Origin of the sequence: Bradyrhizobium brasilense (assembly GCF_029714345.1) — a bacterium.
In the GTDB taxonomy this organism is placed as follows: Bacteria; Pseudomonadota; Alphaproteobacteria; order Rhizobiales; family Xanthobacteraceae; genus Bradyrhizobium; species Bradyrhizobium australafricanum.
In genome coordinates, this window is sequence record NZ_CP121669.1 from 5,283,243 (window position 1) to 5,299,133 (window position 15,891).

A 15,891-nucleotide genomic window follows, 5' to 3' on the forward strand; every position below is an offset into this window, starting at 1 on the left:
GCTCATCCGAGCTACGCGTCTTGCGCGAGCGAACCAACCTGCCTTCGTCCTACCCTCCCGCCATCAAATCCTTGGCCAACGCCATGTAGGCCGGCAGCGTCACGGGGTCGTTGGCCGCGTTGCCGGCAGCCGGGTGCGAGGCGTAGCGCGCGATCACCATCTCGGCCTTCGGATCGATATAGAGGCCCTGGCCATAAACGCCGCGCGCCATGAAGGCGCCGTGCGCATTGTGCGTCACCCACCATTGATTGCGGTAGGACGCTCCCGGCAGTGTGGTGTAGCCGGCAGGCTTGAATTTCTCGGGATCGCCGCCGCGCGCGATGTCCTCGACCACTTGGGACGGTACGATCTGGCGGCCGTTGAAGCGGCCATGGTTGCGGATCGTCTCGCCGAAGCGGGCGAGATCGCGCAGCGTCGTCGACAATCCGCCGCCGCCGCTTTCGGTGCCGATGCGGTCGACGTGATAATGCGCATCCTCCTCGGCGCCCATCGGCGCCCAGATCCGCTCGGAGAGCAGGTCCGACAGCGTCATGCCGCTGGCACGGCGGCAGATCCAGGCCAGCACGTCGGTGTTGACGGTCTTGTAGGCGAACGCCTTGCCGTGCTCGCCCTGCTTCTGCTGCGCGCAGAGGAAATCGAAGATATTGGTCGCGCCCTCATAGCCCGGCTCGATCGGCGCCATGCCGTTGGCGCGCCGCAGCCCCCACACGTCGGAATTCTTGTCGGTATAGACCTCGGTGTATTTGAGGCCGGTGGTCATATCCATCGCCTCGTGCACGCGGGCATCGCCGAACGCGCTTGCCTTCAGCTCCGGCACGTAATCGGTGATCGGCGCCTGCGGATCGATCTTGCCCTCGGCGATCAGGATGCCGGCGAGCGTGCCGGTGAACGATTTGGTCACCGACATCGCGATATGCGGCTTGTGCGGCCTCAACGCGCCGAAATAGCGCTCGTAGATCAGCTTGCCCCGGTGCAGCACGGCGATGCCGTCGGCATAGGTTTCCTCGAGCATGCGCGCGAAGGTCATCGGGCGGCCGTCCATCGTCACCGATGCCGACGCGCCGATATCATGGTCTTCGCGCGGCAACACCGACGCCGGCCCTGCCCCGCGCCAGACATTCACGGTCGGCACCAGCTGGCGGATGTTGCTCCAGGCCCAGCGCAATTCGGGGAAGCTGCGGAACGAGCCGTTCTGGAAGGTGATGGTCCTGTCCTGCGGCGGCGGAAAGCCCTGCATCCAGCCAAGCGTCTGCGGATCGGATTCGGCGGCGGTGAGATTTTGATTGGCGGCGGCTGCGACGGACATCAGGGCTGGCTCCAGAGCTGCGAATGCGAATTTCGTATCACGCGACAGCACCAGGCACATCCCGCGTTTGCGCCGGGGTGATCGTCGCGGCGAGCGCACGCCGCAACGCGAATGGCCGCGCGCCGCACATACCGGCTCGATCGGACACCTGACTATCGAGCCCGGGCCAAATCATTCCACCACGCGGATTACCCCGCCGCCGCGCGCTCGATCGCGGCGATGTCGATATTCTTCATCGTCATCATCGCCTCCATCGCGCGCCTGCCGGCGCCGCGGTCGGCGCTGTTGACGAGCTCGAGCAGCCGCCGCGGCGTGATCTGCCAGGCAAAGCCCCAGCGATCCCGGCACCAGCCGCACGGCAATTCCTTGCCGCCGTTGGACGTGACCGCGTTCCAATAGCGGTCGGTCTCCTCCTGGCTGTCGGTGAGCACCATGAAACTGACCGCCTCGTTCGGCACGTAGTTCGAGCCGCCGTTCAGCCCCACGAAGCGGCGGCCGAGCACGGTGAACTCGACCGTCAGCTCCTCGCCCTGCCCGATGCCCGGTATCGGCGATTGATGGCCTGCGCCGACATGGCTGTCGGGAAACGTCGCAGCATAAAACTCCGCCGCTTCGCGCGCCCGGCCCTGATCGAACCAGAGGCATGTAACGAGATCGGTCATGGCAGTCTCCTTGTTTGCGCGCAAAGGACGATTGGCGAGGACGCCTGCCGACATCACGGCAACACGCGAACGAAAAATATTTGCGGAACCGCGTTTATCACAACACCCGCCTCTACACCCGATCGTCGTCCTGGCGAAAGCCAGCACCCATAACCACCGCAATTGATTGGGAACGGGATCGCGACCCCAGCGTCGCGCAACAATTGAGATTTGGGGTAATGGGTCCTGGCTTTCGCCAGGACGACAGTGTGTGTGTGGCATGGCCTCCATCCCCAATCGTCGTCCCTGCGGGTTCTTGCCCTTGGCGGGACCGGCCCCGGATTTCGCTGCGCTTCATCCGGGCTACGCTTGGCCAAAATATTCCGGAATCGGGCTGTCGGGGCGCGCGCCGCCCGCTCGTCCTCGGACGCAAAGGACATGGAGAGAAACGATGACCCCCATCATTACCGCCTTCGAACGGTCGCCCGATGGCGGCAAGGGACTGGCGCGCGACACGCGCGTTCGCTGGGCGCTCGAGGAAGTCGGCCAGCCCTACGAGGTTCGCCTTGTTTCGTTCCAGGCGATGAAGGAACCCGCGCATCTGGCGCTGCATCCCTTCGGCCAGATTCCGACCTATGAGGAAGGTGATCTCGCGCTGTTCGAGACAGGCTCGATCGTGCTCCATATCGCCGAGCGTCATGCGGGCCTGCTGCCCGGCGATGCCAATGCCCGCGCGCGCGCAATCACCTGGATGTTTGCCGCGGTCAACACGGTGGAACCGCCGATCCTCGAACTCATGACCGCCAGGATTCTGGAGAGCGACAAGCCCTGGACCAAAGACCGCCTGCCGCTGGTCATGGATCGCATCCGCGACCGGCTGAAGCAACTCTCCGCCCACCTCGGCAAGGCCGACTGGCTCGACGGCGCGTTCAGCGCGGGCGACCTGATGATGGTGTCGGTGCTGCTCAGGCTGAGAGCATCGGGCATTCTCGACGAATATCCGAGCCTGTCCGCCTATGTCGCCCGCGGCGAGGCCCGGCCGGCTTACCAGCGCGCTTTCGAGGCTCAGCTGGCGGTCAACACGGGTAAGCGACCGACCGGCTGACGTTGGCGACAACAGGGACAGGCCCTCGCGCAGACGGCAAAGCCCCGGACATCGCTGCGCCTGTCCGAGCCAGGTTTGCTAGTCGAACGGATCGTGTTCCGGCAGCGGTTCGGTCAGTTCGAATCCTGGATGAAGCTGCGAAATAATCTCCAGTGCGGTGCGGCCGGGTGCGATCCCCGCGGGGTGCACGCCCGACGCATCGAAATACTGGTTGCTCAGCACCGCGACACCGCATTGCAGTTCCGGCACGACGATCACGATCGCTTCGAATCCGCCTCTGCTCGTCGCGCCGTTCTTTGTGAAAACGGTATGGCCCTGCGTGTCCGTGGTGATCTGCCAGGCGAGGCCCATGGTGACGCTGGTCTTCTCCCCGCAGATGGGGAATGTCCCCTGGTTCTGCTGCGTCAGCGCGATTTGCGAGCCGAGCGGCCCCTTCGGTGCCGCGATCTGCGCCGCAAGGAACTTGATCATGTCGTCGCCGGTGGTCTTCAGATCAAAGGCCGTGCCGCCGGTCGGCGTGTTGCGGTCGAAGACGATCGGATATGGCGGCTCGGAGCTCTTGCTCCAATGCCCGATACATCCCTGCGCGATCTTCCACGACGAATTGAGCACGGCTCCGGTCTGCTTCATGCCGAGCGGACCGGTGATGTATTCGGCCAAAATTTCGTTGTAGTTATGGCCCTTGTCTTTCGCAAACATCTGCGTGACCGCAAAGCCCAGGGTCACGAAGCCGATGTTGGAATACTGCCAGCAGCCCTGCGGCGGCGTATCATATTGATTCCACCAGTTGATGAGTTCACTGGAGGGCGGCTCGTCCGCAAACAGCTGCTCGCTGTAGCCAGTCAAGCCGTCCCCCGGCTGCTCCGGCATGCCGGAGGTATGGGTGGCGAATTGCACGAGCTGGATGGCGTCCAGCACCGGTGTTCCCACCGCGTTCGCGCTGAAGAGGTTCAGATAAGGGCCGATGGTATCGTCAAGAGTGGGCCCACCAGCCTTGACCGCCACCGCCAGCAATGTGCTGGTGAACACCTTGGTCACCGATCCGATCTCGAACACCGTGTCGGTCGTGACACTGAATGGCGCGGGCGAAGAGCCGGCCACGCCTGACAGTCCCTTGGGGTAGACGTAGCCCTTGGTGCCGAACGACTTTTCGTCATAGACCGCGATGCAGCAGCCAGGGGCGTTGCTGATGCCGAGATATTTTTCGGCCGCCTGTTGAACGATCTGTGCCGGACTTGTCGTCGCCTCGATCATCTGGTCGCTCATTTCGCCCTCCTGCCGGTGAAGATGCACCATGTTGACCTTTGGTTGTATCATCTCATATAACGCCGTTCAGCGCGAGTGAAATCACTGTGACTATTTGTTTCAAGTTCGCTCGGTGGAACGTTCGCGCGGAAAACAGCGTCGTCAGACGCCGGCTTGCGCCGACTTCCCGGCAGTCGCGAAGAGTCTGGCGCACATCGCAGGGCGGGTTAACGACGCGCAATCCGCCGCCTCGCGCGTGGCTTCAAGATGCGGCGGATCACGCTTCGCCAGTCCTACTGCGCGCTCAGCTGGATTATGCTTGCTGCCGGAGCATCGGAAATGACATGGTCGATCTCACACCGCCGATGCAGGCAGAGCGCAGGACTTCTTCGTGAGCAACAATCAAGCGATCAAACTTGCGGTGATCGGACGCGGCCTGATCGGATCGGCAGCTGCGCGGCATCTGAGCAAGATGGGCCACGATGTTGCGCTGATCGGGCCCGATGAGCCGGCGGATTTTTCGCGCCATGACTCCGTGTTCGGCAGCCACTATGACGAGGGCCGCATCACGCGGAGTTACGATCCAGGCCGTTCTGGCGGCAAGCGAACCGCGCTGCGATTTCGCGCTACGGCGAGATTTCAGCGGAGAGCGGCGTGGAGTTCTATCGGGAAGCCGGTGCGCTTCACATCGGCCGCAGCGAAACCACCGATGTTGCTTCGATCGGCAGGATCTGTGCCGAAGACGGGATCCGGTGTGAAGCCTATCATGATGCGGGGCTCGCGGAGCGCTTTCCGTTTCTGAAATCGACGGCGGGAATGCAGGGTTATTTCGAGCCGCGCAATGCCGGATACATCAGCCCGCGCCGTCTGGTCCGCGCGCAGACGATCGCGGCGGAGCGCGCCGGCGCCCGGATTATCGACGAACCCGCGCTGGGGATTTCGGAAAGCGGCTCCGGCGTGACGATCCGGACGCGATCGGGCAGCGTCGAGGCCGAGCGCGTTCTGGTTGCGGCGGGCGGGCACACCCAATCGCTGCTCGGCCGCTCCCTGGGCTTTACGGTCTATGGGCGGACCGCAGCGCTGTTCCGGCTTGGTGCGGCGGAGACCCAACGCCTGGCGGGAATGCCATCGATGCGTTGTCTCGGGCCCAAGGGCGACAACCCCTACATCCTGCCGCCGATCCGCTATCCGGACGGCCAGACCTGGCTGAAGCTCGGCGGCGATCCGGTCGATCTTCCGCTCGACAGCGAGGCCGATATCAAGGACTGGTTCCGCTCGGGCGGATCGATTGAAGTCGCCGATCGGCTTCAAGGACAGATCCTTGACCGCATTCGCGACCTCGCTCTCGAGGAACGCCGCGTCGTGCCTTGCATGACCACCTTCGGCGACAGCGGCCTGCCCTGCATCGGACCGCTTTCAGAGCGCGTCACGGTCGCCTTCTGCTGCTACGGCAAGAGCGCAAAATGTTCGGACGAACTCGGCCGGCTCGGCGGCATGGCGCTGCTCGGCGAGGTCCGAGCCGAGCTCGCGCCGTGACGGAGTTTTGTGCGGCGTTTGCGTCCGAAAGTTCCTGGGCACGCGGGACGGATTCGCCGGCGGGTAGCCCGCACGAGCGCAGCGATATGCGGGACGCTACGACACGCCCCGGATATCGCTTCGCCCGTCCGGGCTACGCTTGCTGAACCCGTAGGAGTGCCAACGCGGACGTAACGCACCCTCACGATCATCACCCGAAGACGTGATAGATTACGCTTCGTTCATCCGGTCTGGCGGTGATGGTCTGCATCGCGCAACACAACGGCGAGGATCTCGTTGCTCACGCAGCGTTGAGCCGGCGTGAGTGATGATTGCATTTAAGTCCGCCGTTGCCGTGCACAAATATCTGACGAGGCCAGACTCCTTGGCCCCATAAACAAAACGGAGAAACTCCATGACGAACGTCAAACTCCTGTCGGCTTCTTTGATTGCGGTTGCCATGATCGCGTCGCCGGCAATGGCGCGTGAAACCCACGCGATGTCCCGCCACGTCGCGGAGGCGAGCGCTGCCGCGCCGACCGAGCCCGTCTATGTCGACGGTCGCGCCTGCATCCCGGCGCCGCGCGTCGGTTCATTCGCCACTGCGCCCTGGACCGGCAACAATGTCCCCTGCGAGCCAGGTCCGTATTGATCGCTCCGCGCACATCGATCGGTCGGGCTGCCCCCTAACCGCTTGACCGCCGTGGTGTGCCATCGCGACGCTGAAACAGCGAGTAGCCCGCATGAGCGCAGCGATATGCGGGACGCCACGCGAACACACGGATAGAAATGCCCCGGATATCGCTTCGCTCATCCGGGCTACGCTTGCCACCGTCGGCAGCGCAAGGGATTGACCGCGATTTTCGCTTGGTGCAATCGCAGTTCGGCTTCCGATCGGATTGCGGCAAGCACCATCGGCCACCTGCCCGCGCCTCAGTCGCGTGATACGGACAGCCCGGCGAGAAGCGGAGCGTATGCGGTGAGCCTGCGGGATACGAACTCGGTGAAGAGCCGCACGCGCTTCGTCTTGCGTGTCTCTCCTTGTGTGAGAAGCCAGAGCGTTCCGTACATGTGCAGGTCGGTGCCCGGCACTCTCACCAGCAGCGGGTCGGCATCTCCGACGAAGCACGGCAGCGTCGTCATGCCGATCCCGTGCCGCACCGCGACGATTTGCGCCGCGGCATCTGTGGCCCTGAATGGAACCTCGGCGGCGCGAACCTCGCCCTCGTGGGCCCAGTCCGGGATTCCGTGAATACTTATGACAATCCACCTGACGGGATCAGGCGCGCCCGCACGCCACGCGGCCAGTCGATCGCGTGATATGTAGATGCCGCCGAACAGCTCCGGTCCCTTCAGGCCGTGAAGATTGAGCGGCAGGGTTTTGCGGTCGTAGACGACGCGGATCGCGACGTCGGCCTCCCGGTTGGTCAGATTTGCCAGCTCGCCGGACGACAGGATTTCCATCTCGATGTCCGGATGCAGTCGCGCGAAATCGGCGAAGTCCGGCATGAGCAGGTGTGTCGCGAGGGTCGGTGCCAGTGTCACCCGCAGACGCCCGCGCACGCCCTGGTCGCGGCCGAAGACGCGCGTCTCCAGCTGGTGCGACGACGCTTCCATCTGGTCCGCGAGCTCGAGGACCTCCTCCCCCGCAGCCGTCAGGCGGTAGCCCGAAGGCAGCTTCTCGAACATCTGCGCTCCGAGCCGTTCCTCCAGCTGGGCGACGCGTCGCAGCACGGTCGAGTGGTTCACCGCGAGGCGCTCGGCGGCAGCCCGCACCGAGCCTCCGCGCGCGACGGCAAGGAAGTAGCGAACGTCATCCCAGTCGATCATGGTGCAATCCAGCACCGCCGGGGTGCGCCTTCCAAAGCCCGTCTCCAATACATCGAACAGCATCTCGTATGTGGGTAGCACGGGCGATCATCATAGCCCAAGCCGAATAGCCACGCCGACCAACGCGACCCAATTCCGAACGGCGGACACCGATCGTCGCGGCTGGCGTCAGTCATCCGGCCGGATCGATTTCGCACCACCGATGTGCGCGCTTCCGCACTCAACGCCTGACGCCGGCGGAGCTACGTCGAGGTTCTCGAGGGCCATCTCGCAAATGGGGCCAGAGACGCTGTCCGACACGACGAAAGGAGAAGTCATGGGAAAGCTTGAGGGTAAGGTTGCAGTCATCACGGGTGGATCGAGCGGCATGGCGCTGGCGAGCGCCAGGCGGTTCGTTGAAGAAGGCGCCTATGTTTTCATCACCGGCCGAAGGCAGGAGGCGCTCGACCAGGCCGTCAGGTTGATCGGCCGCAACGTGACCGGCGTGCGCGGCGACGCGGCCAATCTCGACGACCTCGACCGCCTGTTCGATACGGTCAAGCGGGAAAAGGGCAAGATCGACGTCCTGTACGCAAGCGCCGGCATCGGCAACGCCGTCCCACTGGGCGAGATTACCGAGCAGCATTTCGATGCGACCTTCGGCCTGAATACGCGCGGCACGCTGTTTGCGGTTCAGAAGGCATTGCCGCTGTTCAACGATGGCGGCTCGATCTTCATGACCGGGTCGGTTGCGTCGGTAAAAGGTTTTCCCGGCTACGGCGTGTATGCGGCAAGCAAGGCGGCGTTGCGCTCATTCGCACGCACTTGGCTCAACGAACTGAAGGACAGGAATATCCGGGTGAACGTGCTGAGCCCGGGGCCGATCGCCACTCCGATGCAGGACCAGGTCCTCACCGAGGAGGCGAAGCGGATGTTCGAATCCCTGATCCCGCGGGGAAAGATGGGTCGCCCCGAGGAAATTGCGGCGGCCGCGCTGTTTCTTGCTTCGGACGATTCGAGCTTCGTGAATGGGGTGGAGTTGTCTGTCGACGGCGGTTTTTCGGCCATCTGAAATCGAATCAACACCAACACGGATCGGAGAAGCACTATGAGCTACGCGATTGTAGGATTCGGTAAGATAGGCCAGGCCCTCGCCCACGCCTTCGCCCGTAAAAACATCGACGTGACCGTCGCGAGCCGCCGGCCGCCCGAGGCGTTGGCGCCGCAGGCTCGGGCGATTGGACCCACGGTCGTCGCCAGGTCGTTGCGGGAAGCGCTCGAGGCCGACACAATCATCCTGGCGGTCCCGTTCGGGGAGCATCGCGAGGTTGCGAAGGCCCTGCCGAGCTGGAAAGGCAAGACGGTGATCGACGCGATGAACGCGTTTCCAGTCCCTGAAGAGCTGGACGGCCTGCCGTCCTCCGCCTTCGTCGCGAAGGCGTTCACCGGCGCCAAGCTCGTCAAAGGGTTCAATCACCTGGTTGCGGCCAAGCTGGCTGCCGATCCGATCGTCGAGGGTGGCCACCGGGTGGTCTTGCTGTCGAGCGACGACGAGGATGCGATGGCTCCCGTCGCGGATTTGGCCAAACAACTCGGATTCGCACCCGTCAAGCTGGGAAAGCTCAACGAGGGTGGCGCGCTGGTGCACGCACGCGGCCGCACTTGGGGCCCGCTCATCTTCCAGGATTTGTTCAAGAAGGAGCAGTAACGGATTTGCGACCCGTAGCCCGCATGAGCGGAGCGACATGCGGGACAAGACGCGGAGCGCCGATCGGAAAACCCCGGATGTCGCTTCGCTCATCCGGGCTACGCTTGCTGTCCTGGCGACCCGCCCTCGCGTAAGACTCACGAGGGCGGTGTTCGCAAACGACGATCTCAATCAAGATGCCTTGATCGGCTCGGACATCGTTATCCGGTTCTTGACGCTGGGACGCTCCTGCATCGCTGCATACCATGCCAAAAGAGCCTCGCACTCCATCGGCACCGGCACCTTCACGAGTCCCGCGAATATCAAGCCGCCGATGAGAGTGATATCGGCCATCGTGAATGCGTCGCCGGCAACGAACGGCTGTCCTTTCAGAATGCCGTCAAAGTAGTGCATCCCCCTGAGGGCCTTGTCGCGCTGACGGAATCCCCATTCGGGGTTCTGATAGATCTCGACATGAGGCCCGAGACCCGGCGTGGCGTGGTGGAAATAGACGCTGATGGCATCGAGCAGTTCCAGTTCGGCGCGCTTGCTCATCATGTGGATCAAGCCCTTTTCGCGCGGCGTCCTGCCGGTCAGCGTCGGCGCGCCATTGAGCGTGTCAAGGTACTCGGTAATGGCCGTGCACTCGCCAATGAAGGTCCCGTCGTCGAGTTCGAGCACCGGCAGCGTGCCGGAGTAGTTCTTGGCGAGGAATTCGGGCTTCTTGTGCTCGCCCTTGTAGAGATCGACCAATACGAACTCCACTTGCGACCGCAGGTTCTTCTCGGCCAAAGCGATGCGAACGCGGGCCGGATATGGGCCAGTTGGCCAATCGTAAATCTTCATCATGACTCCTGTCTACCTGTCACTTGGTAGGGTAAAACTAACCTTCAAATCCGGCCGGTCAACGCCTATCTGTCACTTGGTAGATAACGAAGCAGTGAGGCGACGAAGTGAGTTCGAGCTCTCGGGAGGCCATCCTGGCGGCAGCAAAGCGGACCGCGCAGGCACGCGGCTATGGCGGCTTGAATTTCCGCGATCTCGCGGACGAAGTCGGGATCAAGGCCGCCAGCATCTATCACCATTTTCCGAGCAAGGCCGATCTCGGCGTGGCCGTCGCGCGGCGCTACTGGGAGGACACCGCCGCCCAACTCGAGGCGATGCTGGCAGAAACGACCGATCCTGTCCGCTGCCTGCGTCGATATCCCGACGTGTTTCGCAAAGCGCTCGAGAGCAACAATCGCATGTGCCTCTGCAGCTTCATGTCGGCGGAAGTCGACGACCTGCCGGACGCAGTGAAGAAGGAGGTCCAGACCTTTGCCGACGTCAACGTGGCGTGGCTGAGCAAGCTGTTGGTGGCCGCGGGCCTGGTCAGCTCGAGAAAGAGCGAACAGCGGGCCCGCGCCATCTTCGCCGCCGTCGCCGGCGCGCAGCTCATCGCCAGAAGCCGGTCGGATATTTCGCTCTACGACTCGATGATCGACAGCTATCGCGCCGCGGGTCTTCTGCCGGCATAGATGGCCCGAATGTCAGGTCGACGTGAGGCGGCGACGCCCTACTCCCACTCGATCGTTCCAAGCCATGGTAGCGAGTAGCCCGCATGAGCCAACGGGTCGCGCGAACGCGCGCCCGATGACGGGCTCCGCGATATGCGGGACACCACGCGACACGCTGACAGGAAGTGCCCCGGATATCGCGGAGCCTTCATCCGGCGCGCGTTCGCGCGCCCCGTTGGCTCATCCGGGCTACGCTCGCTGGTGCACGCACGCGGCCGCGTTTGGGCCCGCTCATCCTCCAGGATTTGTTCAAGACGGAGCAGTGATCGGCGCACGGGCGCCGTTCGAAGGGCGGGGAGACGCCCTGGCCGCGCCGGATGGGCAGCGCGCAGTTCGGATCAACGGTTTCAAACAGCGTCAGATATGACAACGCATTCTCGCGACGACAATCGTCCGAGCCTTGATGTTGGTTTCACCCTCTTCGAGCAGAGGGCGCAGGGAAGACCGGGTGCCGATCGCACCCATGGGCCCCGAGCGATGGGTAGAGAGCTCGGGGGTAGGACCACAGGTGTAACCGGAAACATCCGGCCTTCCCTGCGCGATGGTTGTGCGGCTTACTTCGTGCTCTCCCCGGCGAGACTGGGCTTTTTTGTCACCGTTTCGCGAAGATGCTTCGCATCTCGCGGAAGACACCTACCACTAGGGCGTCAGGACCACACGACTTCGCCGTCCACTTCATGCGCACTCGTCAGTCGCGCACTCAGCGTCCACCGCATCCCACACCACGTTCGTGACGACCGCGATCCGCCCCTCGTGTCGGGTGAGACGCGCATATTGAACATCTGAGTTGGGTCAAATACCAAGCGGAATATTTTCTTATCGCGGGATTGACAGGTTTTGCTGAGTTGCCCGTCGGGGTGATTTGTCGCAGGTGATGAAGGTGGATTTGATTTGCGGCGAGGGCAAATCAGTTGCGCTGCTAAGCGGGAAGGAGTGTAGGCACAAGCACTAGCCGCCGATACCCGTTGGCTAAACCGTCCCAGACACATCGATGACGACGACGGCCAGACGCTGGCGCACATCCTGCGGCATGAGGTTGATGAGCATCTGCTCCATTTCGGCGGCGGTTTGTGGCCGGCTCATGCCTTGGGGTGGAGCGGGGATGGGGTTGGGTCTCTTGTCGCCAAACCAGAACACACAATAGACTCCGAAGCCCTTGGCATCAGGATCATGCGCGTAGAACCGCTCGAGCTGCCCCTCAATCGCGGTCCACACATCGGCATGATAGTCGCGCTTCAGCTCGCAAGGCACCTTGCGCGCCGGCATCGCTACCGAAATATCCGCTCGCTTGTCGGCGACCATATGGCCTTCCGGCTCGACCGTAATGCCGAGCGGAGCGAGGGACGGCCGTATCAACGTCACGACATCGTCACGGCATGCCTCCTCCGGGCGCGGCTCCGTCAGGCGGGCATAGCCGTCAAGATTCCAGAACTGCTTGAATATATCGGTGCTCGCATGACCGATCCGGTGCTTCAGATCGAGAAGATGGGCGACGAGCAACACGTGAAGGTCAGCCACCGTCGCCGGCGGGCCATTGTCCAGAGCCGCGATGGTTTGAGACCAGTCAGGACGGTCATACTCCGCATCCCTGCGCCGCTGCCGCTGGTTGGCCAGAGCATGAAGGATGTGCGGTTCGTATGATGCGAGCTTGCCATCGTCCCGCAAGCGTTCGAGCGTCGTGGTCGCATCCTGGCTTGGCGATGCAGAAATCGCGTTGATGAGCGCACGGACCCAGTCGGCCGCATCCCAGGCATTGTTGTCGCCGCTCCAGCCGCTGGACGGAGGCGACGTGTCGGGAAAATGGCTCCCGGCCAAGCGGACCATGAATTCCATCATCGGCAAAGGCAAGGCCTGCGATGGCTGGCCCCTGCGCGCAAAGCCGCTCTTATCACGCAAGTCAAACACGAATGCCTTATGGGCCGCGGCCCGTTGCCGAACATCGTTCTCAAATGTTGCCGGCGAGAGCATGTAAGCGGTAGCCAGCCAGAGATCGCGCTGCCGTTCCTCGACGGCCTTGCCGGCTAGTACGGTGCGGGCCAAGGCCAGCAAGCGGTCATGCACCACCGGCAGCTTCACGGCCGCGCCCAGCAACTCGTCGAGACGGAAGCGCGAGGCGTTGGGATAGTCCCGAAGCAAATCCAGCACGATATCGGCGCGGTAGGGTTCAAAGGCCGCATCCGTCAGGAGTTCGTACAGCCCATCGACAAATTCATGTCCCTTGGCTAGACGAGCCCGCGCGATAGTCAGATAAGCGTCACGCACGAGTTCGGGGCGACGCTCCAGCAATTCCTTGCGCCAGGGGTGGACCATCGGCGATTCGACCCCGTCGCGCGGCTCATAGACCGGGCAAGCGACATCGAAGACCAGCATGCCCTTGAGAAAATCATTGGACAGGTTGGAGAGGCCCTGCCCGGCCGACATGCGTTGGTCGAGGCCCGCCGCAAGCACGTACCACCAACCCGCGTGCCGCTGCTCGGCAATCGAGGCCACGATATCGGCGAAACTCGGCAGGTCATCGCGGGAGAGCGACGCGGCGAGCCCTTCGAGCGCTGCATCGGTGCGTTCTTCGCCCACCCATGCCGCCACGCGCGCGCGAGGCGCGGCCTGGCGGTCCGCCTCATCGAAGAAGGCGAAATAGAACCGCATCAAATGGATCAGCCAGCCTGCGTGACGCCCGCTGCGGATTTGCTCGATATCGCGGTCAAAATCCTGCCGCTGCTTCTCGCGGCTTTCCTCAACGTCGACCTCGTCCCGGCTGTGGCGCCCGTCGAAATGCCTGTCTGGAACGTTCGTGACCGTTGCCCGCTTGCGGACGGGTGCAAGAGACGTATCAGTATCGGGCAAGGCGAAGACCTGCTCAAACACCCGGCTCGCCTGCGCTTCGGTCGCCTGATAACAGAGGCTAAATGCGATCTCGCACAGGAACACGCGGCGGTTGCTTCCCGGCGCGGCCGCAAGCAGCTCGGCCAGCGCGATATCCAGCAACGCATCCGCGTTCAGCTCGAACAGCAGCGCCTCACGAAAACGGTGCCAGGAAAGCCACTCGCTGCCGTCCAGCGCCACGGTCCTAAAGAAATGCTCTGCCAGCGGCGCCAGCCGCTCAGGTGTCTCGCGCATGGCCGCGCGCATATCCCGCCCGCGGCTTTCGTTGGTTCCGCCCTTGAAGGCGGCGCGCTTGCGAAGCCAGCCGATGGCACGAGCCGGATCAAGCTGACCAGGCGCGGGCCAGGCACGAACCAGTATCCGCGCATAGAACGATCCTACTTCCCAGCCGCGTTTATCGAACCCCCCGGTGTTTCCGTCCGGGACGGCAATAGCATCGAGCACCGCCGGCAGATCAGCGAGCGGGATGTCATCGGCAAGCCCCCAGAACAGGCCCGTGCCAGAAGTATCGTCGCCCGTCTGAGCATCGTTGATAAGGGCTGCCACCTCCGCGGCGCCATAGGGACGGCCATAAAGAGCTCGAATGATCTCGGCACGGAGGCGTATGTCGTTGGCCGTCTTGCCGAGCTGGCTGGCCGCGACCTGCTTGATGGCCGCCTCGCCGTCGGCACCGTAACGCTGCAACGCGACGAGTGCATATAGGCGCTCGGCGTAGGGCGAGGCCTGCCGCGCGAGCACGGCGGCAAGGTCCGGAACCATGGCCGGGATCGGCGGGCCAAGCGCGAGCGCATCGACCACGACAGAACGAACGCCGAAGCCCGAATCCGGATTGTTCAAGATAGCGCGGAATTCTCCGACCATGTCGGACCGCGCCAATCCGCCGATGGCCTTTGACTCCCAGTTGCCCGATCGGAACCACGGATTCTCCTTGGAAAGCCGATCCAGCGCACGCACAAGGCACGCGCAGGATGACGGCGTCAGCGAAGCCGCATCGCCGTAGGTCAGGACACCATAGGGGTCGGCCTCGATGAGCTCATCCGCCCCCTCCGGCAAGTGGACAGCAAGCCAGGCATGAAGGCCGCGCAATTCAGACGCCGGATGCCCGTCGCCCCCCATCAGCGCAACGACGCGACCGAAGGGCAAACCCGCACGGACCCGTGCCGCGAGAAATTCAGCCGCCAGATATTCCGCCGTGGTGCGATGTGAATAATCGACCGTCTCCGGCTCTTGTCCTGCATCGAAAACACGGCGCCCCAGAGCGGCCTGCACCCTCTCTGGCGGAAAGAACGTAACGGAGCGATATCCCGGGATGTCAGGCGTGCCCTCCTGATCCGTAAGGCTTACGGCCTCGATATCGCTGATGAGGCGCGCGGCGCAGACCCCGCCCGCGATGAGCCGCAGTTCGGCGGCGGAGTACGAGCCGCTACCCGCCCGCGCGCGCTCCCGGTCGAACTCCTGCAACAGGAGGTTGGTCGAGACCTCAAAAAGTGCCTTGCGCGTCGCCGGCCAGTCGCCCGCCTGCACGGCACGCCAAAGCATGATGAGGTTCTGCGGGTTCTCAAGGAAATCGCCAAGGCCGCGATCGGTCGCTTGCGCCAGGAATGCATCCGCTTCGGCCTGCCCGGCCCCTTGTGCGGCCAGAACCGCTAACTGCTCTGTGCGGGAAAGGCTCTCGAGCAGAAGAACGGGCGTCTCGCCATACTGCTCGAAATAGGGCTGCAGCGCCGCAAGATCGCTTTCCCCCAGCCAATCCGCCACCCGGCAAGAAATCCGTACCTTGGACGGATTGACCTCGAAGAGCTTGATCACCAGGGCATCGACCGTATCCCGGTCGCCGCGACCGGCCCGCTTCTCATCAAGGCCGTCGATGAACAGCGTCTGCCCGGCGAGCGTGGAGGCCGGCGTCGAGAGGAAAGCCCGGGCCTTGATGAACCGGGCGCCTTCAGCCGCTGCTGCCTCCTTGAAAACATACGTTTTACCGGCGCCGGGATCGCCCAACAGCACGAGGTTGCGCGCCCTCCCAAAATCCTGGAACGGACGTGGCGCCCCATCCTCAGGCTGGTTGGGGTTGATATTGGTCTGGCGAACAGTGCGGGTCATTTGTTGGTCGGCAGCTCTCCCTTCGACCGCCGAAAGCCTTCAAG

General features: G+C 63.4%; 12 protein-coding genes and 1 pseudogene. 7 read left to right on the forward strand and 6 right to left on the reverse strand.

What is annotated here, in order from left to right:
• Nucleotides 1–49 precede the first annotated feature (49 nt).
• Entirely contained in the window at nucleotides 50–1,306 is a 1,257-nt protein-coding gene (locus tag QA635_RS24980; protein ID WP_283061910.1) for a serine hydrolase domain-containing protein, read from the reverse strand.
• Nucleotides 1,307–1,494: 188 nt separating this feature from the next.
• Nucleotides 1,495–1,968, reverse strand: a complete 474-nt coding sequence (locus QA635_RS24985; protein WP_283061911.1) for a VOC family protein — start codon at nucleotides 1,966–1,968, stop codon at nucleotides 1,495–1,497.
• Between the two features lie 430 nt (nucleotides 1,969–2,398).
• On the opposite strand from QA635_RS24985, the gene QA635_RS24990 reads away from it, so the two are divergent.
• Nucleotides 2,399–3,052, forward strand: a complete 654-nt coding sequence (locus QA635_RS24990; RefSeq protein WP_283061912.1) for a glutathione S-transferase family protein — start codon at nucleotides 2,399–2,401, stop codon at nucleotides 3,050–3,052.
• A gap of 78 nt (nucleotides 3,053–3,130) precedes the next feature.
• Here the strand turns inward: QA635_RS24990 and QA635_RS24995 are convergent, their stop codons facing one another.
• On the reverse strand, nucleotides 3,131–4,306 hold the full coding sequence (locus QA635_RS24995) for a serine hydrolase domain-containing protein (protein WP_283061913.1): 1,176 nt from the start codon (nucleotides 4,304–4,306) through the stop codon (nucleotides 3,131–3,133).
• Nucleotides 4,307–4,718: 412 nt separating this feature from the next.
• On the opposite strand from QA635_RS24995, the pseudogene QA635_RS41800 reads away from it, so the two are divergent.
• The 3 genes and pseudogenes from QA635_RS41800 to QA635_RS25010 form a co-directional block, all read left to right on the forward strand.
• Nucleotides 4,719–4,772, forward strand: a pseudogene (locus QA635_RS41800) (hypothetical protein); the annotation flags it as partial.
• A 161-nt stretch (nucleotides 4,773–4,933) separates the two neighbouring features.
• The gene (locus tag QA635_RS25005; RefSeq protein WP_283071795.1) at nucleotides 4,934–5,833 is read left to right on the forward strand and encodes an FAD-binding oxidoreductase; all 900 of its coding nucleotides are present in this window, start codon (nucleotides 4,934–4,936) and stop codon (nucleotides 5,831–5,833) included.
• A 394-nt stretch (nucleotides 5,834–6,227) separates the two neighbouring features.
• Nucleotides 6,228–6,464, forward strand: a complete 237-nt coding sequence (locus tag QA635_RS25010) for a hypothetical protein (RefSeq protein ID WP_253608999.1) — start codon at nucleotides 6,228–6,230, stop codon at nucleotides 6,462–6,464.
• A 281-nt stretch (nucleotides 6,465–6,745) separates the two neighbouring features.
• Here the strand turns inward: QA635_RS25010 and QA635_RS25015 are convergent, their stop codons facing one another.
• Nucleotides 6,746–7,642 carry a LysR family transcriptional regulator gene (locus tag QA635_RS25015; RefSeq protein WP_283061914.1) on the reverse strand — a complete coding sequence of 299 codons (897 nt, stop codon included), beginning with the start codon at nucleotides 7,640–7,642 and terminating at the stop codon, nucleotides 6,746–6,748.
• A gap of 316 nt (nucleotides 7,643–7,958) precedes the next feature.
• On the opposite strand from QA635_RS25015, the gene QA635_RS25020 reads away from it, so the two are divergent.
• Together QA635_RS25020 and QA635_RS25025 are read left to right on the forward strand one after the other, a co-directional pair.
• Entirely contained in the window at nucleotides 7,959–8,693 is a 735-nt protein-coding gene (locus QA635_RS25020; protein WP_283061915.1) for an SDR family NAD(P)-dependent oxidoreductase, read from the forward strand.
• A gap of 36 nt (nucleotides 8,694–8,729) precedes the next feature.
• The gene (locus QA635_RS25025; RefSeq protein WP_283061916.1) at nucleotides 8,730–9,329 is read left to right on the forward strand and encodes an NADPH-dependent F420 reductase; all 600 of its coding nucleotides are present in this window, start codon (nucleotides 8,730–8,732) and stop codon (nucleotides 9,327–9,329) included.
• A 171-nt stretch (nucleotides 9,330–9,500) separates the two neighbouring features.
• Here the strand turns inward: QA635_RS25025 and QA635_RS25030 are convergent, their stop codons facing one another.
• Nucleotides 9,501–10,154: a glutathione S-transferase gene (locus tag QA635_RS25030; RefSeq protein ID WP_283071796.1), complete on the reverse strand. Its 654-nt coding sequence runs from the start codon at nucleotides 10,152–10,154 to the stop codon at nucleotides 9,501–9,503.
• A gap of 107 nt (nucleotides 10,155–10,261) precedes the next feature.
• Between QA635_RS25030 and QA635_RS25035 the strand changes: the two genes are divergently transcribed.
• Complete coding sequence (locus QA635_RS25035) at nucleotides 10,262–10,825, forward strand: TetR/AcrR family transcriptional regulator (protein ID WP_283061917.1); 564 nt, start codon at nucleotides 10,262–10,264, stop codon at nucleotides 10,823–10,825.
• A 1,008-nt stretch (nucleotides 10,826–11,833) separates the two neighbouring features.
• Here QA635_RS25035 and QA635_RS25040 read toward each other — a convergent pair.
• Complete coding sequence (locus tag QA635_RS25040; RefSeq protein WP_283061918.1) at nucleotides 11,834–15,847, reverse strand: NACHT domain-containing protein; 4,014 nt, start codon at nucleotides 15,845–15,847, stop codon at nucleotides 11,834–11,836.
• Between the last annotated feature and the right edge of the window lie 44 nt (nucleotides 15,848–15,891).

Excerpts from the sequence above, each read along its gene's own strand:
- QA635_RS24980 (WP_283061910.1), bottom strand. The coding sequence starts at position 1,306 with ATGTCCGTCGCAGCCGCCGCCAATCAAAATCTCACCGCCGCCGAATCC.
- QA635_RS24985 (WP_283061911.1), bottom strand. The coding sequence starts at position 1,968 with ATGACCGATCTCGTTACATGCCTCTGGTTCGATCAGGGCCGGGCGCGC.
- QA635_RS24990 (WP_283061912.1), top strand. The coding sequence starts at position 2,399 with ATGACCCCCATCATTACCGCCTTCGAACGGTCGCCCGATGGCGGCAAG.
- QA635_RS24995 (WP_283061913.1), bottom strand. The coding sequence starts at position 4,306 with ATGATCGAGGCGACGACAAGTCCGGCACAGATCGTTCAACAGGCGGCC.
- QA635_RS25010 (WP_253608999.1), top strand. The coding sequence starts at position 6,228 with ATGACGAACGTCAAACTCCTGTCGGCTTCTTTGATTGCGGTTGCCATG.
- QA635_RS25015 (WP_283061914.1), bottom strand. The coding sequence starts at position 7,642 with ATGATCGACTGGGATGACGTTCGCTACTTCCTTGCCGTCGCGCGCGGA.
- QA635_RS25020 (WP_283061915.1), top strand. The coding sequence starts at position 7,959 with ATGGGAAAGCTTGAGGGTAAGGTTGCAGTCATCACGGGTGGATCGAGC.
- QA635_RS25025 (WP_283061916.1), top strand. The coding sequence starts at position 8,730 with ATGAGCTACGCGATTGTAGGATTCGGTAAGATAGGCCAGGCCCTCGCC.
- QA635_RS25030 (WP_283071796.1), bottom strand. The coding sequence starts at position 10,154 with ATGAAGATTTACGATTGGCCAACTGGCCCATATCCGGCCCGCGTTCGC.
- QA635_RS25040 (WP_283061918.1), bottom strand. The coding sequence starts at position 15,847 with ATGACCCGCACTGTTCGCCAGACCAATATCAACCCCAACCAGCCTGAG.